At 63.2% G+C, this 21,704-nt stretch carries 18 protein-coding genes; 14 read left to right on the top strand and 4 right to left on the bottom strand.

The annotated features are described in order from the left end of the window. Window position 1 precedes the first annotated feature (1 nt). From FJ428_RS27865 to FJ428_RS27845, 5 genes are all read left to right on the top strand, one after another. The gene (locus tag FJ428_RS27865) at window positions 2-499 is read left to right on the top strand and encodes a MarR family winged helix-turn-helix transcriptional regulator (protein ID WP_140495751.1); all 498 of its coding nucleotides are present in this window, start codon (window positions 2-4) and stop codon (window positions 497-499) included. Window positions 500-752: 253 nt separating this feature from the next. Beyond that, on the top strand, window positions 753-3,536 hold the full coding sequence (locus FJ428_RS27860; protein WP_140880588.1) for a valine--tRNA ligase: 2,784 nt from the start codon (window positions 753-755) through the stop codon (window positions 3,534-3,536). A gap of 358 nt (window positions 3,537-3,894) precedes the next feature. Beyond that, window positions 3,895-5,124, top strand: a complete 1,230-nt coding sequence (locus FJ428_RS27855; RefSeq protein WP_140880587.1) for an OmpP1/FadL family transporter — start codon at window positions 3,895-3,897, stop codon at window positions 5,122-5,124. A gap of 307 nt (window positions 5,125-5,431) precedes the next feature. Next, window positions 5,432-7,156 (top strand): dihydroxy-acid dehydratase, encoded by a 1,725-nt coding sequence (gene ilvD / locus FJ428_RS27850; protein WP_140495754.1) that lies wholly within the window; start codon window positions 5,432-5,434, stop codon window positions 7,154-7,156. Next, window positions 7,143-7,970, top strand: coding sequence for a tetratricopeptide repeat protein (locus tag FJ428_RS27845; RefSeq protein WP_140517142.1), 828 nt, complete (start codon window positions 7,143-7,145; stop codon window positions 7,968-7,970). The genes ilvD and FJ428_RS27845 overlap by 14 nt, the downstream gene beginning before the upstream one ends. Before the next feature lie 36 nt (window positions 7,971-8,006). Here the strand turns inward: FJ428_RS27845 and FJ428_RS27840 are convergent, their stop codons facing one another. The 4 genes from FJ428_RS27840 to erpA all read right to left on the bottom strand — a co-directional run bounded on the left by FJ428_RS27840 (window position 8,007) and on the right by erpA (window position 9,938). Next, window positions 8,007-8,324, bottom strand: coding sequence for a hypothetical protein (locus FJ428_RS27840; RefSeq protein WP_140579767.1), 318 nt, complete (start codon window positions 8,322-8,324; stop codon window positions 8,007-8,009). A 64-nt stretch (window positions 8,325-8,388) separates the two neighbouring features. Next, a complete protein-coding gene (xth, locus tag FJ428_RS27835; RefSeq protein ID WP_140495757.1) occupies window positions 8,389-9,183 on the bottom strand; it encodes an exodeoxyribonuclease III in 795 nt (264 codons plus the stop codon). Between the two features lie 7 nt (window positions 9,184-9,190). Then, window positions 9,191-9,583 carry a VOC family protein gene (locus FJ428_RS27830; protein ID WP_140495758.1) on the bottom strand — a complete coding sequence of 131 codons (393 nt, stop codon included), beginning with the start codon at window positions 9,581-9,583 and terminating at the stop codon, window positions 9,191-9,193. Window positions 9,584-9,590: 7 nt separating this feature from the next. After that, window positions 9,591-9,938, bottom strand: a complete 348-nt coding sequence (gene erpA / locus FJ428_RS27825; RefSeq protein WP_140495759.1) for an iron-sulfur cluster insertion protein ErpA — start codon at window positions 9,936-9,938, stop codon at window positions 9,591-9,593. A gap of 113 nt (window positions 9,939-10,051) precedes the next feature. On the opposite strand from erpA, the gene FJ428_RS27820 reads away from it, so the two are divergent. From FJ428_RS27820 to tatC, 9 genes are all read left to right on the top strand, one after another. Next, on the top strand, window positions 10,052-11,266 hold the full coding sequence (locus FJ428_RS27820) for a deoxyguanosinetriphosphate triphosphohydrolase (protein WP_140517136.1): 1,215 nt from the start codon (window positions 10,052-10,054) through the stop codon (window positions 11,264-11,266). A gap of 62 nt (window positions 11,267-11,328) precedes the next feature. Next, window positions 11,329-13,086, top strand: a complete 1,758-nt coding sequence (argS, locus tag FJ428_RS27815; RefSeq protein ID WP_140880586.1) for an arginine--tRNA ligase — start codon at window positions 11,329-11,331, stop codon at window positions 13,084-13,086. A gap of 103 nt (window positions 13,087-13,189) precedes the next feature. Further along, window positions 13,190-16,537 (top strand): SPOR domain-containing protein, encoded by a 3,348-nt coding sequence (locus FJ428_RS27810; RefSeq protein ID WP_140880585.1) that lies wholly within the window; start codon window positions 13,190-13,192, stop codon window positions 16,535-16,537. 126 nt (window positions 16,538-16,663) lie between these two features. Continuing rightward, the gene (nagZ, locus tag FJ428_RS27805) at window positions 16,664-17,683 is read left to right on the top strand and encodes a beta-N-acetylhexosaminidase (RefSeq protein WP_140517130.1); all 1,020 of its coding nucleotides are present in this window, start codon (window positions 16,664-16,666) and stop codon (window positions 17,681-17,683) included. 60 nt (window positions 17,684-17,743) lie between these two features. After that, window positions 17,744-18,547 (top strand): ScpA family protein, encoded by an 804-nt coding sequence (locus tag FJ428_RS27800; protein ID WP_140623496.1) that lies wholly within the window; start codon window positions 17,744-17,746, stop codon window positions 18,545-18,547. Beyond that, window positions 18,544-19,323 (top strand): SMC-Scp complex subunit ScpB, encoded by a 780-nt coding sequence (gene scpB, locus FJ428_RS27795; protein ID WP_140623381.1) that lies wholly within the window; start codon window positions 18,544-18,546, stop codon window positions 19,321-19,323. The genes FJ428_RS27800 and scpB overlap by 4 nt, the downstream gene beginning before the upstream one ends. Before the next feature lie 179 nt (window positions 19,324-19,502). Next, window positions 19,503-19,724: a twin-arginine translocase TatA/TatE family subunit gene (locus FJ428_RS27790; RefSeq protein WP_015317533.1), complete on the top strand. Its 222-nt coding sequence runs from the start codon at window positions 19,503-19,505 to the stop codon at window positions 19,722-19,724. An 85-nt stretch (window positions 19,725-19,809) separates the two neighbouring features. Further along, the gene (gene tatB, locus FJ428_RS27785) at window positions 19,810-20,544 is read left to right on the top strand and encodes a Sec-independent protein translocase protein TatB (RefSeq protein WP_140495765.1); all 735 of its coding nucleotides are present in this window, start codon (window positions 19,810-19,812) and stop codon (window positions 20,542-20,544) included. Beyond that, window positions 20,541-21,404 carry a twin-arginine translocase subunit TatC gene (tatC, locus tag FJ428_RS27780; protein ID WP_140495766.1) on the top strand — a complete coding sequence of 288 codons (864 nt, stop codon included), beginning with the start codon at window positions 20,541-20,543 and terminating at the stop codon, window positions 21,402-21,404. The genes tatB and tatC overlap by 4 nt, the downstream gene beginning before the upstream one ends. The last annotated feature ends 300 nt before the right edge of the window (window positions 21,405-21,704 follow it).

Here is a 21,704-nt window from a genome sequence, read left to right as displayed (position 1 = left end):
AGTGGCGTCAATGAAAAACGTGAAAAATACACATATTGGGAGTCATCAGATTCGTGAACTCCACGGAGCGCTGATCGAGATTGCCAGCCTTATGAACCGGCCTCAGCGCGATGAGCAGATGGTAAAGGAGGCCGGAATTGCACTCGACCGCGCACTGTTTCCTCTGCTGGTCGGGATAGAGCGGCTTGGGCCGATCGGGATAGTGGACCTCGCCGACCGGGCTGGCCGCGATTACACCACTGTCAGCCGTCAGGTGGCGAAGCTCGAAAGCCTTGGCCTGGCCGTGCGCCGGCAGAGCGAGACAGACCGCCGCGTGAATGAGGCTGTCGTCACGCCAAAGGGCAAGGCGATGACCGACAAGATCGACGCAGCACGAGAGAGAAACGCTCGCGCCGTTTTCGAAAGCTGGGACGCACACGACATCGACGAACTCGTGCGGCTTATGCGCAAGTTCGCCGAAGCTTTGAAAGAAAAACCAGAGGACTCCAGCGCGTCCTGAGACGTCGCACTATTCCTCGTTTCGTACGACCCGAGCTGGCATTTGGGCGGCGTAGGCGTGCAATGCCTCTCCGGCTGGAGCCGGTGACAGTGCCGACGCCACCAGGGATTGTCGCATACGGGACAGACACTATCTGAACGGTGATCCTCTTTCTGTTGTGCCGGTTGCCGAGGCGGCCCCTACGGTTGACTCGGTCAGAGCCTTCCGATTTACACCGGACCAGCAAAAATCCGACAGCGCGGACCATTTTCCCATGCTTGAAAAGACCTACGACGCCAAAACCGTCGAACCGAAGATTGCCAAAGTGTGGGAAGAGGCCGACGCGTTTCGCGCCGGCGCCGGCGCCGAGGAGGGGGCCGAGGCCTTCACCATCGTCATCCCGCCGCCCAACGTCACCGGCTCGCTGCATATGGGCCACGCGCTCAACAACACGTTGCAGGATATTCTTGTTCGCTTCGAGCGCATGCGCGGCAAGAACGTGCTGTGGCAGCCGGGCATGGACCATGCCGGCATCGCCACGCAGATGGTGGTCGAGCGGCAGTTGATGGAAAAGCAGATCCATCGCCGCGACCTCACCCGTGAACAGTTCATCGAGAAAGTGTGGGAGTGGAAAGCCGAATCCGGGGGCGCGATCCTCAACCAGCTGAAGCGGCTCGGCGCCTCGGCCGACTGGTCGCGCGAACGCTTCACCATGGACGAAGGCCTGTCCAAGGCCGTGCTCGAAGTGTTCGTCACGCTCTACAAGGAAGGCCTGATCTACAAGGACAAGCGCCTTGTGAACTGGGATCCCAAGCTGCTCACCGCGATCTCCGATCTCGAGGTCGAGCAGCAGGAGGTCAACGGCAATCTCTGGCACTTCCGCTATCCCGTCGAAGGCGTGGCCTTCGATCCGGAAAACCCGAAGACCTTCATCATCGTGGCGACGACGCGCCCCGAGACGATGCTGGGCGATACGGCCGTCGCCGTGCATCCGGACGACGAGCGCTTCCGGCACCTGGTCGGCAAGAATGTCGTCCTGCCGATCGTCGGCCGCAAGATTCCCGTGGTGGCGGATGAGTATTCCGACCCCGAGAAGGGCTCTGGCGCGGTCAAGATAACGCCGGCGCATGACTTCAACGACTTCGAGGTCGGCAAGCGCCACAAGCTGCCGGCGATCAATATCCTCACCGTCGAGGCGGCGGTAAACCTCAGCGACAACGAGGATTTCCTCGCCGGGCTCGAGGTGACGCCGGAGCGCCAAGCCGTCTGGGATGAACTCAACGGCCTTGACCGCTTTGTCGCGCGCAAGAGGATCGTCGAATTGATGGAAGAAGGCGGCTTCCTCGACAAGGTCGAGCCGCATCGCCACGCCGTGCCGCATGGCGATCGCGGCGGCGTGCCGATCGAGCCGTTCCTGACCGAGCAGTGGTATGCAAACGCCGCCGAACTGGCCAAGCCGGCGATCGCCTCGGTGCGCGAGGGGCGTACCAAGATCATACCCGCGAATTGGGAAAAGACGTACTTCCAGTGGATGGAGAACATTGAACCCTGGTGCATCTCGCGCCAGCTTTGGTGGGGCCACCAGATTCCGGCATGGTATGGGCCGGACGGGCGCGTCTTCGTCGAGAAGACGGAGGAAGAGGCGCTGAGTGCCGCGATCGAATATTATCTGGCGCTCGAAGGACCCTGGAAGGCCTGGGTCGAGGACAAGCTCGAGAATTTCCAGCCGGGCGAAATCCTGACCCGTGACGAGGACGTGCTCGATACCTGGTTTTCCTCGGCGCTGTGGCCGTTCTCGACGCTGGGCTGGCCGGATGAGACGCCGGAGCTGAAAACCTACTACCAGACCGACGTGCTGGTGACCGGCTTCGACCTGATCTTCTTCTGGGTCGCGCGCATGATGATGATGGGCCTGCACTTCATGGACGAGGAGCCGTTCCACACCGTGTACATGCACGCGCTGGTGCGCGACAAGAACGGGCAGAAGATGTCGAAGTCGAAAGGCAACGTCGTCGACCCGCTCGACCTCATCGACGAATATGGCGCCGACGCGCTGCGCTTCACGCTGACGGTGATGGCGGCGCAGGGGCGTGACGTGAAGCTCGACCCGGCGCGCATTGCCGGCTACCGCAATTTCGGCACCAAGCTTTGGAACGCGACGCGCTTCGCCGAGATGAACGAAGTCGCGCGCAACGACGATTTCTGGCTGAACGACGCCAAGCTGGCGGTCAACCGCTGGATCCTGACCGAGCTGACGCGCGCCGCGCGAGAGGTCACGGACGGCATCACCTCATATCACTTCAACGAGGCGGCGGGGGCGGCCTACCGCTTCGTCTGGAACCTGTTCTGCGACTGGTATCTGGAGCTGCTGAAGCCGGTGTTCATGGGCACGGACGAGGCGGCCAAGGCCGAAAGCCGCGCCTGCGTCGCCTTCGTGCTCGACGAAATCTACAAGCTCCTGCATCCGATGATGCCGTTCATGACCGAGGAACTTTGGGCGCAGACCGCGGGCGAGGGCAAGGAGCGCGCTTCGCTGCTTTGCCATGCCGCGTGGCCGTCGCCGGATTTCGAGGACGCTGAAGCGGCCGCCGACATCAACTGGCTGGTTGATCTCGTCTCCGGCATTCGTTCCGTGCGTTCGGAAATGAACGTGCCGCCGGCAGCCATCGCGCCGCTGATGGTGATCGGAGCCAACACGCTTACCCGCGAACGGCTGGGGCGCCACGCCGCCGCGATCAAGCGGCTGGCGCGCGTCGGCGACATCTCGCAGGTTGACGCCGCACCCAAGGGCTCGGCGCAGATCGTGCTCAACGAGGCAACGGTCTGCCTGCCGCTCGGCAGCCTGATCGATCTCGCCGCCGAGGCCGCGCGCTTGCAGAAAGAACTGGCCAAGGTGACCGAGGAGATCGCACGCCTGCACAAGAAGCTGTCGAACGAAAGATTCGTCGCCAGCGCGCCGGCCGAGATCGTGGAAGCCGAGCGTGAAAAGCTGGCCGAATACCGCGAGGCGCAGGGCAAGCTTTCGGTGGCGCTGGCCAGGGTTCGCGAAGCGGGTTGAGGGCAGATTCGGGAGACTTTAGGGCCCTCTAAAATGGGGTGGTTTTTTGCCTCGAAACCGGCATTCCGTAGCGTTAATGTTGACGTAAACGGAAGTTTTCGCCCCATTGTTGCCATAATGTAACAATGGGGCATTCGACTGCTCAAAACTGATTATTTTTGGCCTTTTTGGCCGATTTTCTCCCGTTTTTCTGAGTGAGACACGCCCGGCGAACCGTTTTTCTGCCTCGCTGCGCTGGTCTGCATTTTGTCCGGAATGCGTCCGGTGGACATGTACATGTACGCCCCAAGAATTCGTTGTTGCACCGTTAACCCGAATTGGTTCTAGCTGGATGCACTGACTATCGGGGAGGACATCCATGAACAATCTGCGTTTGAAAGCACTGCTGGGGGCAGGGTGCTTTTCGCTGGCTTTGCTGGGGACGGCATTGAGCTCGGCACATGCCGGCGGCCTGGAACGTGGCGGCTACGATATCGACCTGCTGTTTGATCCGGCGCCGTTCGCGACGGACGCGGAAGCGACCTATGTGATGCCGGACCGTAAGTACGAGAATGCGCGTGGTCCCGGCGGAGCCAATCTCGGCCTTGGTACCTCGGCCGACGGAGCCGAGGGCTATTGGGTACCGCGCATAGGAATGAAGGCCCAGGTTGTGCAGGGCGTCGACTGCATGGTCGATTATTCGCAGCCTTGGGGCGCGCATACCGCACCAGGTATGTGGAACGGAGCGCTTTCTAACGTCGAGACTGATATCAAGAGCAACAATTACGCCGGCACCTGTTCCTACAAGTTTGATGCTGGCAAGGGCCAGCTCCGCTTTATCGGCGGGTTGTTCTATCAGGACATTTCAGGCTTCAAGGAAAGCTTGGTCGGTTTTACTCCCCTCGGACAACCGCTGCTTGGTCGTGTCGATCTGGAGGCTAACGGTTGGGGCTGGCGCGCCGGCGTTGCCTACGAAATCCCTGATATCGCGCTCCGCGCCAGCTTGGTCTACAATTCGAAGGTCAAGCTAGACAACATTTCGGGCACACTCACCTTACCAGCTATTCTTGGAGGTTCTCGGCCGATCTATGGCGCAGAGGAGTCGATGCCGGATTCGCTGGAACTGAAACTGCAGTCCGGTATTGCGCCTGACTGGCTGGCCTTCGGCTCAATCAAGTGGGTCAACTGGAGCGTGCTGCAGAGCGTTCCGATCTGTCCAACAATTGCGCCTGGGGCGGCTTGCTTCACGAACGGCCCGGGTCAGGTGACGTCGCTCGACCTGATGTATCGTGACGGCTGGACCGTTTCAGGTGGTATCGGCCACAAGTTCAATGATCAATGGAGTGCCGCCGGTCAATTGACCTGGGATCGTGGCACCTCGCATGGCTATGGTGCGCAGACCGATACGTGGACCCTGGGCGGCGGCGTCGCCTATACGCCGCAGCCCAACATCGAAGTGCGGCTCGCTGGAGCGGTCGGCGTTTTGACCAGCGGCCACTCGGGGACATTGGCTGGTGAGAACGGCTATGTTGCAGGCGAGGATGCCAGCTATGATTTCGGGAATGATCTGATCACGGCGATCTCTGGTGGTGTGAAGATCAAGTTCTAAGTCTCTGTAAAATCAAATGAAAGGCCGGGCAATGCCCGGCCTTTTTCGTTCCGGGGCTGTGGCCGAGCCTGTCGGCCCCAGGGCTGCGTTGCAGATAAACCGCACCAGCTCCGCCTCGTGTCGTTGTGATGTTTTGGCAACACTTTCTGAACAACCCCTGCGCTAGAAGTCAGGCCGACGAAATTGCCCATTTCCCGCCATAAACCCGGCGCACCTCGATCTTGTCTCGGGACACGCGCCAAAAGGCTCGGCGATGGGAGCAGGCCGCACCGCCCTCTTGCGAGGAAGATGTGGGGCAAGGAAGAGTATGGACGCCAAAGTCATCTCCAAGGCTAAGCTCCCCAGCCGCTATGTGACCGTCGGTCCGGCGCGTGCGCCGCATCGCTCCTATCTCTATGCCATGGGCCTGTCGGCGGCCGAGATCGCACAGCCGCTGGTCGGCGTCGCCTCCTGCTGGAACGAAGCGGCGCCCTGCAACATTTCGCTGATGCGCCAGGCGCAAGTGGTCAAGAAGGGCGTCGCGGCCGCCAACGGCACGCCGCGCGAATTCTGCACCATCACCGTCACCGACGGCATCGCCATGGGCCACCAGGGCATGAAGTCGTCGCTGGTGTCGCGCGAGGTCATCGCCGATTCGGTGGAGCTCACCATGCGCGGGCATTGCTACGACGCGCTGGTCGGGCTCGCCGGCTGCGACAAGTCGCTGCCCGGCATGATGATGGCCATGGTGCGGCTCAACGTGCCGTCGATCTTCATCTATGGCGGCTCAATCCTGCCCGGCAGCTACCGCGGCCGCCAGATCACCGTGCAGGATGTGTTCGAAGCGGTCGGCCAGCACTCGGTCGGCACGATCGGCGATGCCGAACTGCTTGAAATCGAGCAGGCCGCCTGTCCCTCGGCCGGCTCCTGCGGCGCCCAGTTCACCGCCAACACGATGGCGACCGTGGCCGAGGCGATCGGTCTGGCACTGCCCTATTCCTGCGGCGCGCCGGCGCCTTATGAAATGCGCGATCGTTTCAACTTCGCCTCCGGCGAAAAGATCATGGAACTGATCGCCAGGAACATCCGGCCGCGCGACATCGTCACGCTGAAAGCACTGGAGAACGCGGCGACGGTGGTTTCGGCCACCGGCGGCTCGACCAATGCGGCGCTGCATTTGCCGGCCATAGCGCATGAGGCCGGCATCAAGTTCGACCTGTTCGATGTCGCCCGGATTTTCGAGAAGACGCCATACATCGCCGACCTCAAGCCCGGCGGCAAATATGTCGCCAAGGACATGTTCGAGGCCGGCGGCATTCCGCTGTTGATGAAGACGCTGCTCGACCACGGCTACCTGCATGGCGATTGCCTGACGGTCACTGGCCGCACTTTGGCCGAAAATATGGAGCATATTGCCTGGAATGAACACCAGGATGTGGTCCGCCCGGCCGACAGACCTATTACCCAAACCGGCGGTGTCGTGGGCTTGAAGGGAAACCTTGCCCCCGAAGGCGCGATCGTGAAGGTCGCGGGCATGACGGAGTTGAAGTTCTCCGGCCCGGCGCGCTGCTTCGATTCGGAAGAGGAATGTTTCGAAGCGGTGACGCATCGCAACTACCGGGAAGGCGAAGTTCTCGTCATCCGCTACGAAGGGCCGCGCGGCGGACCTGGCATGCGCGAGATGCTGTCGACGACGGCGGCACTCTACGGCCAGGGCATGGGTGGCAAGGTGGCGCTGATCACAGACGGCCGTTTCTCGGGCGCGACGCGCGGCTTCTGCATCGGCCATGTCGGGCCCGAGGCCGCCGTTGGCGGTCCGATTGGCCTCATCCGGGACGGCGATGTGATCTCCATCGATGCCGTGAACGGCACGATCGATGTGGCGTTGTCCGATAGGGAACTGGCTGCGAGGGCAAAGAGTTGGAAGGCGCGCACAACCGACTATCAGTCCGGCGCGATATGGAAATACGCACAGACGGTAGGTTCCGCCCGCGACGGCGCGGTCACCCATCCGGGCGGTGCGAAAGAAACACACTGCTATGCGGACATCTGAGTTGTTGAGGTCGTCTGTCCTTCCGGCACTGGTCGCGTTAGCGATCTTTGGCGCCGTCGGCCAGGCCATGGCCTTCGACGACAAGGTGTTCGACGACAAGACCGGCGTGAAGCCGCAGTCGAGCCCCTGGGCGGTGTTCCAGTTCGGTTTCTCCGCCTACAAGAACGGCCACAAGGAACAGGCCGCGGAGGCCTATAAATACGCCGCCGAGAACGGCCAGATCGGCGCTACCTGGAAGCTTGCCCGCATGTATGCCGAGGGTGACGGCGTGGCGCGCGACGATTACGAGGCGTTCAAGTTCTTTTCGGAGATCGTCGATCAGGACGTCGAGCCCGGCTCACCGGAAGAAAGCTACGTTTCCGACGCGCTGGTGGCGCTGGGCGACTACCTGCGCAAGGGCATTCCCGGCAGCCCGGTGACCGAGAACGAAGTGGCGGCCCAGGAATATTACATGCGCGCCGCCGCCAACTACCGCAACCCGAATGCCCAGTTCGAGATGGGGCAGATGTTCCTGAAGGGCGAGGGCGGCGTGAAGGCCAGCGTCAAGCAGGCCGGGCGCTGGTTCCAGCTCGCCGCCGAAAAAGGCCATGCCGGCGCGCAGGCGACGCTTGGCCATCTGTTGTTCCAGAGCGGCAAGATCGTGCGCGGCCTGGCGATGATGACGGCAGCACTCGAACGTGCGGCGCCCGCCGACCAGCCCTGGATCCGCGGCATGCAGGAGGAGGCCTTTGCCGCCGCCGGCGAAGCCGACCGCCGCACAGCGATCTCGCTCGCTGACGACATCCTGACCAAGGGCAACAGCGCCGATCAGTAAGGATGATCTCCCCACGAGGAGATCGCTAATCAGACATTAATTCTCGGTCGGCTCCGCCGGCACCATGCTGGGAGCCGGCGCCGAGATCGGCGTCATCCGCCGGTGCGGCGCCAGCCTGTCTTGCGGGCAGCTGTCCCCGACTTTCGTCCATGAGGTGTTGTTGAGCACCATCTCGCAGCGGGCGAGGTGGTTCTTGTCGGCGATCGTCAGACAGGCGACCTGGCCGACCGGGTAGGATTTTCCATTGGCAAGGCATTCCTCGGCGGCGAAAGCCGCCGCAGGGACGGCGACAGCGAATGCCAGGCCGATCGGACAAAGGACAAGTCGTATGGTCATGGGAACCCCAGCCGCCATGATGATCTCCCATCATGCGCCTGATTGTGGCGATACGAGGTCCAGCGCGGGCCCGGGGTCTCCCTCAGGCCGGCAGCAAATCGAGATCGATGGCCACCGGCACGTGGTCGGACGGTTTTTCCCAGGCGCGCACATGCTTTTCGATCGAGGCCGATGAAAACCGGTTGGCGGCCTCGGGCGACAGCAGCAGGTGGTCGATGCGGATGCCGTTGTTCTTCTGCCAGGCGCCGGCCTGGTAGTCCCAGAAGGTGAAGGTGTCGCCCGCATCGGTGACCGAACGCACCGCTTCGGTGAAGCCGAGATTTTTCAACCTGCGGAACGCCTGCCGCGTCTGCGGCTGGAAGAGCGCATCATTCAGCCAGTTCTCCGGGAACTTCGCGTCGACAGGTTCGGGAATGACGTTGTAGTCACCGGCCAGCACCAGGGCTTCCTCCAGCCTCAGCCGCTCCTCGGCCCAGCGCTCCAGCCGTGCCATCCAGGACAGCTTGTAGGAGAATTTCCTCTCGTCATCGATCGGATTGCCGTTCGGCAGATAGAGCGAGGCGACGCGCAATGCGCCCTTGTCGGTCGAGAACACGCCTTCGATGAAGCGCGCATGCTCGTCGGCGTCGTCGCCGGGCAGACCTCTGATGACCTCGTCGAAGCGCAATTTCGACAGCAGGGCGACGCCGTTGAAACCCTTCTGGCCGTGGGTTTCCACATTGTAGCCAAGCGCCTCGATCTCGGCGCGCGGGAACTGCTCGTCGACCGTCTTGATCTCCTGCAGGCAGACGATGTCGGGGGCGCTTTCGGTCAGCCAATGGGTGAGATTGCCGATGCGGGCGCGAATGCCGTTGATGTTCCAGGTGACGATCTTCATGGCGGCCTCAATGTTCTTCCGGGGCAAGACGTTCGACCAGGCCGATCGTATTGCCTGCGGGATCCTTTAGAAAGGCCATCCACTCGCTTTCCCCCGCCGGACCGAACTGGCCCTCGGTGTCGCGATGAACAAGCGTTGGAGGCGCGGTGAAGGGAACGCCCGCAGCTTTCGCGCCGGCGTGGAAATCCTCGAGACCTGATATGTCGAGATAGACGGTTCCGGCCGGAATGCCGTCGGTGAACAGCAGCCGCACGCTGCCGGCCATGATGAAGGCGATGCCCGGCGGATCGTAACGCACATGCACGCTCATCCCGAGCACGTCGCACCAGAAGGCCAGAGTCGCGTCGAGGTCTCGCCCGGCCGAGAGCGCGACCTGACGAACCGCGCCAATGGCAGGCATGTTGTTCCTAAATGGAGAAGCTTGTGCCGCAGCCGCAGGAGGCGACCGCATTCGGGTTGCGGATCTGGAACGACTGGCCCATCAGGTCGTCGACGAAATCAATCACCGACCCGCCCATATAGACCAGCGACAGATCATCGATCAGAACCGTGGCGCCGTCCTTCTCGATGGCGACATCGTCGTCGTTGCGCGCGTCGACCAGATCGAACTTGTAGGAAAAGCCGGAGCAGCCGCCGCCTTCGACGGAAACGCGCAACGCCGTCTTGCCGGCCTCGTCCGACACAATCTTGGCGATCCGCCTTGCGGCGGCATCGGTCATCTCGACTTTCATGGCGGTCTTGGCATCCGCGCCCATGGGCGTCACCTTGCTTTCGGTTTCACATGATAGGTATGAAGCGCGAAGGGCCAAGTCAACCGGCCATAGTCTGGCGGCCAAAGTCAGGCGGCCAAAGTCAGGCGGCATCGACCATGACCAACGAGTTGGGCGACATCGGATTTGGCTATAGGCCCCGCGCGGCCTATGCCAGCGATCCGGCGCGCTCGCGCGGGCGCCTGTTCGAAGAGGTCGAAAGCCCGACCCGTACGCCGTTCCAGCGCGACCGCGACCGCATCATCCATTCCACCGCGTTCCGCCGGCTGAAACACAAGACGCAGGTCTTCATCGCCCATGAAGGCGATCATTATCGCACCCGGCTGACCCATTCGATCGAGGTGGCGCAGATCGCACGCGCTCTGGCGCGGGCGCTGCGCGGCGACGAGGATCTGGCTGAAGCGGTGGCGCTGGTGCATGATTTCGGCCACACGCCCTTCGGCCACACCGGCGAGGACGCCCTCAACGAGAAGATGGCTGATTGGGGCGGCTTCGACCACAACGCGCAATCGCTGCGCATCGTGACAAGGCTGGAAGCGCGCTATGCCGAGTTTGACGGACTGAACCTGACCTGGGAAACGTTGGAAGGCCTGGTCAAGCACAATGGTCCGCTGACCGATGCCAACGGCAAGGGCCTGAAGGGTCCGGTGCCGCAGGCGATCCGCGACTATTCGGAACTGCACGACCTCGAACTCGACCGGTTCGCCGGCATCGAGGCGCAGTGTGCTGCGATCGCCGACGACATCGCCTACAACACGCACGACATCGACGACGGCCTGAGGGCGGGGCTGCTGACGCTGGACATGCTGAAGGCCGTCTCGCTGCCGGGGACCATCCTGGAGGGGGTGCGCGCGCGCTATCCCAATCTCGACGAGGTGCGCACCGGCCACGAGCTGATGCGGCGCCAGATCACCGCCATGGTCGAGGACGTGATCAGGTCGACCACCGCCAACCTGGAACGCACCGGGCCGCGGAGCGCCGATGCGGTGAGGGCGGCGGGCGAGACGATGGTGACCTTTTCCGCCGAAATGGCCATCGCCGAGAAAGAGCTGAAGGCCTTTCTCTACAAACACCTCTACCGGCACAAGGAAGTCATGCGCGTGCGCGCCGATGCGGAGCGGATCGTCAGGGACCTGTTCGACGTCTATTTCGCCGATCCGCGCGCCATGCCGGACGGCTGGCGCGAGGGGCTCGACCGGGCCGAGGATCGCATCAAGGCGCGCAGCGTGGCCGACTTCCTGGCGGGGATGACCGACACCTACGCGCTGAAGGAACACCGCCGTTTGTTTGACCGTACGCCGGATTTGAGCTAGGGCGGGCTCGATTTTGCCGGCCAACAAGCCGGATTCCCTGCAAAGCCGCCAGAGTCATACCCATGAACATCTTCGCCGACTTCACCGCGCGAATCATAAAAGCCGTCGAAGCGCTTGATCTGAAAGACAGTGACAGTGTTTCGCCCGATCTGTCGCGCATCGCCGTCGAGCCGCCGCGCGATGCCAGCCATGGCGATCTCGCGACCAATGCGGCGATGGTGCTGGCCAAGCCCACCGGCCAGAACCCGCGGGCGCTGGCTGAGCGCCTGGCGCTCGCGCTGCGGGACGACAAGGATGTCGCGGCCGCGGAGGTCGCGGGCCCGGGCTTCGTCAATTTGCGGCTCAGGGACGGTTTTTGGCAGGCACATCTCACGACGCTTCTGGGCGAGGGCCGCAACTACGGCCGCTCCAGCATCGGCGGCGGCAGGAAGGCCAATGTCGAATATGTATCGGCCAACCCGACGGGACCAATGCATGTCGGCCATTGCCGTGGCGCCGTGGTTGGCGATGCGCTTGCCAATCTGATGGCCTTTGCCGGTTACGACGTTACCAAGGAATATGTCATCAACGACGCCGGCTCGCAGATCGACGTTCTCGGGCGCTCGGTGATGCTGCGTTATCGCGAAGCGCTTGGCGACGAGGTCGGCGAGATCCCGGCCGGGCTCTATCCAGGCGACTATCTGGTCCCGGTCGGGCAGGCGCTGGCCAAGGAATTCGGCCGGTCCTTACTGCAGATGCCGGACGAAGAGGCGCTCGCCATCGTCAAGGACCGCACCATCGACGCGATGATGGCGATGATCCGCGAGGATCTGGCGCTGCTCAACGTGCATCATGACGTGTTCTTCTCCGAGCGCACGCTGCACGCCGACAATGCCAGGAAGATCCGCTCGGCGATCAACGACCTGACGCTGAAGGGCCATATCTACAAAGGCAAATTGCCGCCGCCCAAGGGCGAGAGGCCGGACGACTGGGAAGATCGCGAACAGACCCTGTTCCGTTCGACGGCGGTCGGCGACGACATGGACCGGGCGCTGGTCAAGTCGGATGGTTCGTTCACCTATTTCGCCGCCGACGTCGCCTATCTCAAGGACAAGGTCGATCGCGGCTTCGTCGAACTGATCTACGTGCTCGGCGCCGATCATGGCGGCTATGTCAAGCGGCTGGAAGCGCTGGCGCGGGCGATCGCCGGCGACGAGGTGAAGCTCACGGTTCTTCTGTGCAACCTGGTAAAGCTGTTTCGCGATGGCGAGCCGGTGCGCATGTCCAAGCGGTCCGGCGATTTCGTGACGCTGCGCGAAGTGGTGGAGGAAGTCGGCCGCGACCCCATCCGCTTCATGATGCTCTATCGCAAGAACGATGCGCCGCTCGATTTCGACTTCGCCAAAGTGACCGAGCAGTCCAAGGACAATCCGGTATTCTATGTGCAGTACGCTTCGGCGCGCTGCCATTCGGTATTCCGGCAGGCGAGCGAGCAGTTGGGAGAGGCCAATTTCGATCGCAACAGTCTGGCGGCTGCCGTGGCGTTGCTGACCGACGAAGGCGAGATCGGCCTGATCAGGAAACTCGCTGAATATCCACGGTTGATCGAGTCGGCGGCACTTGCGCTCGAGCCGCATCGGCTGGCATTCTACCTCTACGATCTGGCCTCAAGCTTCCACGGGCACTGGAACCGCGGCACCGATAATCCGGACTTACGTTTTGTTAAGGTTAACGACCGACAATTGACGCATGCCAGACTAGGGCTGGTGCAGGCTGTTTCGGATGTCTTGACGTCCGGCCTGACGCTGATCGGCGCCGCGGCGCCCACCGAAATGCGTTAGGTTTGACTAAAAAACCTGTCACCTTTTGCCCACATTGCGCTGGTAAGGGCCAACCCTGCGCGACGTCCATGGCGTCCGAATGAGTGCGAGTTCGGGAACAATAATGGCAGACAGAACCCAGCTGAGAATAGCCGACAACAACGACATCGCCAACGATGATCCGTTCGCGGAACTGACCAGGATCATGGGGTTCGACCCGCGCCAGCCGGTCAAGCCACAGGCGCCCGCCCAACCGAAAGCCGCCGCTGATCAGCAGGCGCAGGAGGTCGATTTCGACATCGATCTCGAAAAGGAGTTGATGGGCGACTTCGACTTTGCCGAAGGCAACGCCGCGACGGTCGCCGATGTTGATGAGCCGGCGTTCGACGCCGCCGCTACCGACGGCATGGATGACGAACTCGCCATGGCGTTCGACGACATGCAGCTCGACGATGAGCATGGTGCCGACGACGCTGTTGCCGAGGCCGCGCCAACCGTCGATGCCGCTTTCGATACGGATTTCGACGATGCGGTAGCCAGCTCTCTCGATGGCGTTTCGCCGCTCGATGACGATCTGCCCATGGCGGACGAGCTTGCGGCATCGCTCGATCAGGACTTCCGGCTTGATGACGCGACCGATGCGGCCGAGCCCGCCTTGGCCGCCGAAGTGGCGGAGCCTGTCGCGGAGCCTACCGTCGACCATGAATTCGACGATGGCTTTGCCCTTTCGCTCGAAGACGAACTGATGCTCGATGGTCACGTGGCGGAGCAGCAGCCTGAAGCGGCCGCGGCTCCGGTCGAGCTTCCCGTCGAGGCGGCGCTGAACGCGAACCAGGCGGTTTCCGAAGAGGATTTTGGCGATCGCTTTGATGACGCCACGGCTTTCGACGACACGTTGGCGGATATCGATTTCGATCTGGCTGCCGATCACTCGGTCGCGACCGATGCGCCCGTGGCTGCGGAGACGGATGCGCTTGACGCGCATGACGTGACCGCCGAGACGGCAGATGCGCACGAAATGGAGGACGTGTTCGCCGAGGCGACGGATGCGGAAGGCGAGGCGGCAGACCTGGCCGCCGATGAGCCGCTGGACGATGCTTTCGAGCAGGATTTCAACGACGCGCTTGCCGAAGCGACGGACGAGCCGGCCGCTGAGCCTGTGGCTGCCCCCGTTCATCCGGCCGCCCCGGCTATGGCCGAACCGGTGCATGCCGCCGCCGACGAGCGTAGCCTTGAAGACGAGTTGAACGCGCTGTTGGGCGCCATGAGCGCACGCTCGGCGCCGGTGGCCGAGGAGGAGGTAGCGGTTCAGCAGCCTGTCGCCGCGACCGCGAAACCCGACGAAGAACCGGCGGCCGGTGACCTCGACTGGAACCTGGACGAACCTGCGGCGGCGCAGCAGCATCAGGCGGTCTCGGCCGCTGACGTCGATCTTGACGATCTCATGCTCGATGAGCTTCAGGACCAGGACCTCGGCGCGCATGCCGCTGCCTCTGAAGGCGATGATTTCGAAGCGGAACTCGCCGCAAGCATCGACCTGGCCGAAGGCATCGACCGGGATGAAGACGTCGCCGCGGATCCCGCCGCGCCGGAAACTTTCCGCGACGATCCCCTCGATTGGCTGACGATGCAGTCCACGCCGCCCGAGCCGGCCCGCTCGTGGAGCCGGGTTACGCCGGTCCCACAGCCGCAACAGGCGAGTTTTACCGCCCAGCCGATGGCTTCGGCGGCCCCCATGGCCGCGGCGCCGTCTGCCGCGGTCCCGACCTATCGTGCGGCCGAGCCTGCCGCTTATGCGGCGCCGGCCGCCGCACAGCGCGAGCAGTCCGCGTTCGATGACGAGATGCCTGATGTCGAGACCGTCGATGTGCCGGAGCGCGTCGTGGCGCTTCAGGATGATCTCGACATTCCGGAATTGCACTTCGAAGAGGATGAGCCGGCCGCGCCCGGCTACGACGATCTCGACGCCGAATTCTCCAATCTGCTGACCGAGATGAATACAGTGGATGTCGCTGCGGCTCCCGCAAACACCAGCGCGCCCTATGCCGACGACTCCTACAATCCCGGCTTCAAGTCGGGATACGATGCCTTTGAACAGGGCTATGAGGCTCTCAAGCCGGGCTATGAGGGGCTCAAGCCGGGCTATCAGCCCGAGGCGCGCACCTACGCGGCACGGCCAGCGGAAATGTCTGCCCGCGCGACAGCGCCGGCGGGTTATGCCGACGCCACCAATGGCTTCGACGTCGACGACTTGCCCGGCAGCCAGCCGGTTTCACAGGCCGACGATTTTGCCGTCGACGAGCTCGACTACGATCCCGAGCTGGACGAGGCGATGTCGGTTCCTGGTCTCGCCGAACGCGAGGCCGGCGGGTCGCCGCGCAGGCGCGGCCTGCTCATCGCCGCCATTGTCGGTGCAGTCGTTGTCACCGGAGGCCTCGGCGCCTTCGCGCTGTCTCCGGGCGGCCAGGGCAGCGGTGACGCCCCGGTCCTGGTCAAGGCGGACAACGCACCGATCAAGGTCAAGCCGGAAAACCCGGGCGGCGCCGTGGTGCCGAACCAGGACAACAAGGTCTATGACGCGGTGGCCAAGGGCGCCAAGCCCGCCGAGCCGGTCCAGCAGAAGCTCGTCACCAATGTCGAGGAACCGGTCGATGTGGCGGCGAAAGATCCGGCTCGCGCCGTCGATCTCTCGCCCGACCAGACCGCAGCCGGCGCGGACGGCGACAGCGGCGATGCTTCAACCGCCGTAGCGGCGCCAGCCGACAACGCCGCGCCCGCAGCCAAGTCCGAGGATCGTATCGCGCAGGTTCTCCAGGATGCCGACAAGGGAACGAATCCCGACGTCGTCGCCGTGGCGCCGCGCAAGGTCAGGACCATGGTGGTCAAATCGGACGGGTCGCTGGTGCCGCGTGAGGATCCGGCGCCTGCCGCACCGAAAGTGGCTGCCGTGGAGCCGGTCGATCCGGCGCCGCAACATGTCGCGCCGTCGGCTCAGGCCGATGCCGACCAGACCGGCACGGTGGCGCCGGACGCCGCGCAGGCGGACGACGAGCCAGCCCTGAAACCGGTGGCCGAGCCCAAGGCGGAAGCCAAGGCCCAGTCGGCCAACACGCCGGCCAAGGTTCCGGTCGCGCCGCAGCGCCCGTCCGACCAGCCGGTCGACGTGGTCGGCGAGGTCAAGCCCGATCAGGTTGCCTCCATCAGTCCCGCGGCGCCCTCGACCGGCGGCGGTTCGTGGTCGATGCAGATCGCCTCGCAGCCGACGGTCGAAAGCGCGCAGTCGACCTATCAGGATCTGCAGCGTCGCTATGGTGGCGTGCTTTCCGGCCGCACCGCCAACATCGTCAAGGCGGAGATCGCCGGCAAGGGGACTTTCTACCGCGTCCGCGTGCCCGCGCAGTCGCGCAACGATGCCATCAATCTGTGCACCAGCTACAAGGCTGCCGGCGGCAACTGCTTCGTGTCGAGGTAGTCATTCACCTCCCGTGTCGGAGGAGAGCAGTTTGAAAACCGGCGCGGCCTCAACGCCGCGCCGGTTTTCATTTTGCACTTTTCGACGTGATTCCCTTTGGCCGCGGAAGATTCTAGACTCGTCGGCATGACCGAATCAAAATCCATGATCCTCGGCTGTGCCGGGAAATCGCTCACCCGCGAAGAAATCAGTTTCTATCGCAATGAATGCCCGTGGGCCTTCATCCTGTTTGCCCGCAACATCAGCGAGACCGAGCAGATCCGCGACCTGGTCGCCGAGATGCGCGACTGCATCGGACGCCCGGACGCGCTGGTGTTCATCGACCAGGAAGGCGGCAGGGTGCAGCGGCTGCGGCCGCCGCTGGCGCCGAACTATCCAGCCGGCGGCGCGCTCGGTGCGCTGTGGCGCGACGACCATGACGCCGGAGCCCGCGCCGCCTGGCTGATGGCGCGGCTGCACGCTTTCGACCTTCTGCGCTACGGCATCACGGCGGATTGCCTGCCGGTGCTCGACGTGCCGATCGAAGGGGCGAGCGACGTCATCGGCGCGCGCGCCTATGGCAAGGAGCCGCGCCCGGTCATCGAGCTCGGCCGCGCCGCGGCGGAAGGCCTGATGTCTGGCGGCGTGCTGCCGGTCATGAAGCATATTCCCGGCCATGGCCGGGCTTTCGCGGACACGCATTTCGAACTGCCTGTCGTCGACGCTTCGATGAGCGAGCTGCAGCGGCACGATTTTGCGCCGTTCAGGGAACTCAACCACCTGCCGATGGCCATGACCGCGCATGTCGTCTACAGCGCGATCGACCCGAAAAACCCGGCAACCACCTCCGGCAAGGTCATCGACGAGATCATTCGCCGCGAGATCGGCTTCGATGGGCTGCTGATGAGCGACGACACCTCGATGAAGGCACTTTCTGGGGATTTCCCGACAAAGGCGGCCTCGATCCTTGCGGCCGGCTGCGATCTGGTCCTTCACTGCAACGGCGTTTTCGAGGAGATGGCGGGCATCGCATCGCGAACCAAAGGGCTTGAGGGCAAGTCGCTTGAGCGCGCAAACCGGGCAATGACCTATATAGAAAAACGCGACGCGGCTGAAGAAACCGAGATACGCGCCGAATTCGCCACCTATTTCGATGCGGTGGCCTGACAGAGGGAAGAACGGGACGTGGCGGAAGCATTGGAAAGCAAGGCCGGGAAGGCCGCACCGATGGACCGCCTGTGGGCCGAAAGCGATGATACCCGGCTGACCGGCGATCCGTCGCTGGTCGTCGACGTCGCAGGATTCGAAGGCCCGCTCGATCTTCTTCTGCATCTTGCCCGCAACCAGAAGGTCGATCTCGCGCGCATCTCCATCCTGGCGCTCGCCGAGCAGTATTTGGCCTTCGTCGAGACGGCGAGGGCGCTAAGACTTGAGCTCGCCGCGGACTATCTGGTGATGGCGGCGTGGCTCGCCTTCCTCAAATCGAAGCTTTTGATTCCGAAGCAGCCGGGCGAGGAAGGCGAAAGCGGCGAGGAACTGGCGGCGGTGCTGCAATTCCGGCTCAAGCGGCTGGAAGCCATGCGCGATGCATCGGCGCGGCTGGTCAACCGGAACCGCCTCGGCCGCGACGTGTTCGCGCGCGGCATGCCGGAAATGGTCATCATCGAGAAGCGCAATGCCTATTCGGCGTCGCTCTACGATCTGCTCACCGCCTATGCCCAGCAGCGCCAGAAGCAGGCAATCACCAATGTCACGATCGCCAGGCGCGGCGTCTGGTCGCTCAAGGACGCCCGCGATATCCTGACAAGGCTGATCGGCTCGCTGCAGGACTGGACGGCGCTCGACAGTTTTCTCGTCCGATATCTGTCCAGCCCGGAAGAGCGGCGCACCGCGATCGCCAGCTCGTTCGCGGCGACACTGGAACTCGTGCGCGAGGGCAAGATGGATGTGCGGCAGGACGAGGTGTTCGCGCCGATCTATCTGCGCGACCACCGCGCACAGGCAATCAAGGCAGTCGAGGTGGCATCATGAGCGAACGCGCCAACGCTTCGGTTGTCCCGTTCAAGATGGACAACGAACCGGAGGAGGGCGAGGTCGACCAGGCTTCGGTTCAGAATCCGACCCAGAATCCGGCGCAGAATCCCGCCGAGCGGCTGCATATGGCGGAGGCGGTGCGCATGGCCGAGGCGATCGTTTTCGCCAGTGCCGAGCCGGTCAGCGAAAAGCAGTTGGCCGCGCGCCTTCCCGATGGCATCAACATCGCCCTCGCGATGGCCGAGCTGCAGCAGATCTATGCGCGGCGCGGCGTCAACCTGGTGCGGGTCGGTGATGCCTGGGCGTTTCGCACCGCCGGCGATCTCGCCTTCCTGATGAGCCGCGACACCGTCCAGCAGCGCAAGCTGTCGCGCGCGGCGCTCGAAGTTCTGGCGATCATTGCCTATCACCAGCCGGTAACGCGCGCCGAGATCGAGGACATCAGAGGCGTCGAAACCTCGAAAGGCACGCTGGATACGCTCTTGGAAACGGAATGGGTGCGCATGCGCGGCCGGCGCAAAACGCCCGGCCGTCCCGTCACCTATGGCACCACCGAAACCTTCCTCGACCATTTCGCGCTCGAGGAAATCCGCGATCTCCCCGGCATGGAGGAGTTGAAGGGTGCCGGCCTGCTTTCGGGCCGCATGCCTTCGAATTTCTCCATTCCGCAGCCGCCGGCGGACCCGGATGTACTGACCGAGGACGAGGATCCGCTGACCGATATCGATCTCGAGGAACTCGGCCTGCTGACGCCGCGCGTCACGGAAGATTGACCGCAAGCCTCTGTTCCTGGAGGCTTTCCCGGGCCAGATGCGCCGATTGGTAGCGGACCGCATTGCCGAAAATGCGTGACATCCGACACCCTTTCATAAACTCTGTCGCGGTTGTGTTTGAATCCCAACGCGAAAACGCATAGATCATCGCCAGGGAAACCATTCGAGAGAGAGTTGCTATGGGTTCATTTTCGATTTGGCACTGGATGATCGTGCTGGTCATCGTGCTTCTGGTGTTCGGCCGCGGCAAGATACCCGAGCTGATGGGCGACATGGCCAAGGGCATCAAGAGCTTCAAGAAGGGCATGGCGGACGACGACGTTGCCGACGACAAGCGTACCGTCGAACATCGCGCCGACGAAACCGTTTCGGCAGCGAAGGAAAAGGCCAGCAAGAGCTGAGCCAAGGGTTGTTGCTTTGTGCGTGTCGTTGTCCCAGAACCGCTTCGCACTTTTGGGCGGCATGCATTAGTCGGAACGGATAGCCATGTTTGAAGTCGGCTGGACCGAAATGCTGGTGATCGCGATCGTTATGATCGTGGTCGTCGGGCCGAAGGATTTGCCCAACATGCTGCGCACCTTCGGCCGCACGACGGCGAAGCTGCGTGCCATGGCGGCCGATTTCCAGAAGCAGTTCAACGAGGCGCTGAAGGAAGCGGAGCTCGACGATGTCAAGAAATCGGTCGACGAGCTAAGGGGGCTCAGCCCGGTTGCCGAGATCAGGAAACAGCTCAATCCGTTCGAGCAGGCGGCCGCCGATGTACGTTCCGGCGTCGACGCGGCGATGAAGCCGAAGCCGGCCGTCGATACGGCAGCGCCCGCCGGCTCGGTGCCGCAGGCGGCCGAACCGTTGAAGAACGGCGCGACCACCATGCCGGGGCCCACTGAACCCGATACCGCGCCGGCCGCGCCGATCTTCCCAGTCATGACCGATGAATCGGTGGTGGCGTCCTCAGCGCCGACAGAGCTGGCGCCAAAGACACCTGCGGCAGGGAAAGCGGCCAAGCCCGCCAAGGCTTCGGCGAACGGCGCGAAAGCTTCCACGCCCGCGAAAGCGGCGACCGCCAAACCCGCGCCAGCACCCAAAGCGCCGGCGAAGCCCGTGGCGGCGTCAAAGGCTGCCAAACCGGCAGCAGCCAAGGCGGCGACGACCAAGGCCGAGGCGAAACCGGCTCCAGCGAAGAAGCCAGTGGCCAAAAAGACGGCGGGAGCCGCCAAGTGAGCGTTTCGGACAAGGAAAAGGACGAGATCGAGAAATCCTCGGCGCCGCTGATGGAGCATCTCATCGAGTTGCGCCGCCGGCTGATCTGGTCGCTCGGCGGCTTCTTCGCCGCGTTCCTGGTCTGCTTCTTCTTCGCCAAGAAGCTGTTCAACCTACTTGTCGTGCCATTCAAATGGGCGACGCAATGGGCGGGGCTCGACCCGCACAAGGTCGAGCTGATCTATACCGCGCCGCAGGAATTCTTCTTCACGCAGGTCAAGCTCGCCATGTTCGGCGGCATGGTGATCGCCTTTCCGCTGATCGCCACGCAGATCTACAAGTTCATCGCGCCCGGCCTCTACAAGAACGAACGCAACGCCTTCCTGCCGTTCCTGATCGCGTCGCCAATCCTGTTCCTGATGGGCGCCTCGCTGGTCTATTTCTTCTTCACGCCGATGGTGATGTGGTTTTTCCTCGCCATGCAGCAATCGGGCACCAACGACCAGGTGCAGATTTCGCTGCTGCCGAAGGTGTCGGAATATCTCAGCCTGATCATGACGCTGATCTTCTCCTTCGGCCTGGTATTCCAACTGCCGGTGGTGACCAGCCTGATGACGCGCGTCGGCATGCTGTCATCCAAGGCGCTGGCCGAGAAGCGCAAATGGGCGATCGTCATCGCCTTCGTCGTCGCGGCGGTGCTGACGCCGCCCGACCCGATGAGCCAGATCGGCCTCGCCATCCCGACCATCCTGCTCTACGAGGTCGCCATCTGGTCGGCGCGGATGATCGAACGCAGCCAGGAGCGCGAGCGCCTGGCGCGGGAGAAGCAGCAATCCGAGGAAGAGGTGGCGGAAAAGCCGGCAGACGCATCCTCCACATAGGGCAGGCGCGTCGCCCCTGCGGGCTGCCGGCCTCGGAATCGGTGCGCGGCCCGGTGCCGATAGGAATTTTTTCTTGACTTGGTGCCCGCCGCTATGGTACATATTCGGTTATGGTGCTGATTTGCGCCAACGACCCGCCGCCGAGGCGGGTTTTTTATTTCTGGACTGTCGCGCTATCCCTCACCACTCGAAAGCGGGCTCGCGGCCCCTGCCGTCAGCAAGCCCGATCTTGCATCGATCAGAGATGCGGTTTACCCCCTCTGGCCTGAAACGCATCGCGAAACCGACGATGCGTTTCAG

It is taken from the genome of Mesorhizobium sp. B2-8-1 (assembly GCF_006440955.1).
In the GTDB taxonomy this organism is placed as follows: domain Bacteria; phylum Pseudomonadota; class Alphaproteobacteria; order Rhizobiales; family Rhizobiaceae; genus Mesorhizobium.
This window is presented reverse-complemented; position numbering and strand designations above follow the sequence as displayed.

What these genes read in the sequence shown, in the direction of transcription:
- erpA (WP_140495759.1), bottom strand. Translation starts at nt 9,938, where the DNA reads ATGGGCGCGGATGCCAAGACCGCCATGAAAGTCGAGATGACCGATGCC.
- FJ428_RS27845 (WP_140517142.1), top strand. Translation starts at nt 7,143, where the DNA reads ATGCGGACATCTGAGTTGTTGAGGTCGTCTGTCCTTCCGGCACTGGTC.
- ilvD (WP_140495754.1), top strand. Translation starts at nt 5,432, where the DNA reads ATGGACGCCAAAGTCATCTCCAAGGCTAAGCTCCCCAGCCGCTATGTG.
- FJ428_RS27810 (WP_140880585.1), top strand. Translation starts at nt 13,190, where the DNA reads ATGGCAGACAGAACCCAGCTGAGAATAGCCGACAACAACGACATCGCC.
- FJ428_RS27860 (WP_140880588.1), top strand. Translation starts at nt 753, where the DNA reads ATGCTTGAAAAGACCTACGACGCCAAAACCGTCGAACCGAAGATTGCC.
- FJ428_RS27790 (WP_015317533.1), top strand. Translation starts at nt 19,503, where the DNA reads ATGGGTTCATTTTCGATTTGGCACTGGATGATCGTGCTGGTCATCGTG.
- FJ428_RS27830 (WP_140495758.1), bottom strand. Translation starts at nt 9,583, where the DNA reads ATGCCTGCCATTGGCGCGGTTCGTCAGGTCGCGCTCTCGGCCGGGCGA.
- argS (WP_140880586.1), top strand. Translation starts at nt 11,329, where the DNA reads ATGAACATCTTCGCCGACTTCACCGCGCGAATCATAAAAGCCGTCGAA.
- xth (WP_140495757.1), bottom strand. Translation starts at nt 9,183, where the DNA reads ATGAAGATCGTCACCTGGAACATCAACGGCATTCGCGCCCGCATCGGC.
- scpB (WP_140623381.1), top strand. Translation starts at nt 18,544, where the DNA reads ATGAGCGAACGCGCCAACGCTTCGGTTGTCCCGTTCAAGATGGACAAC.
- FJ428_RS27840 (WP_140579767.1), bottom strand. Translation starts at nt 8,324, where the DNA reads ATGGCGGCTGGGGTTCCCATGACCATACGACTTGTCCTTTGTCCGATC.
- FJ428_RS27800 (WP_140623496.1), top strand. Translation starts at nt 17,744, where the DNA reads ATGGACCGCCTGTGGGCCGAAAGCGATGATACCCGGCTGACCGGCGAT.
- FJ428_RS27820 (WP_140517136.1), top strand. Translation starts at nt 10,052, where the DNA reads ATGACCAACGAGTTGGGCGACATCGGATTTGGCTATAGGCCCCGCGCG.
- tatB (WP_140495765.1), top strand. Translation starts at nt 19,810, where the DNA reads ATGTTTGAAGTCGGCTGGACCGAAATGCTGGTGATCGCGATCGTTATG.
- nagZ (WP_140517130.1), top strand. Translation starts at nt 16,664, where the DNA reads ATGACCGAATCAAAATCCATGATCCTCGGCTGTGCCGGGAAATCGCTC.
- FJ428_RS27855 (WP_140880587.1), top strand. Translation starts at nt 3,895, where the DNA reads ATGAACAATCTGCGTTTGAAAGCACTGCTGGGGGCAGGGTGCTTTTCG.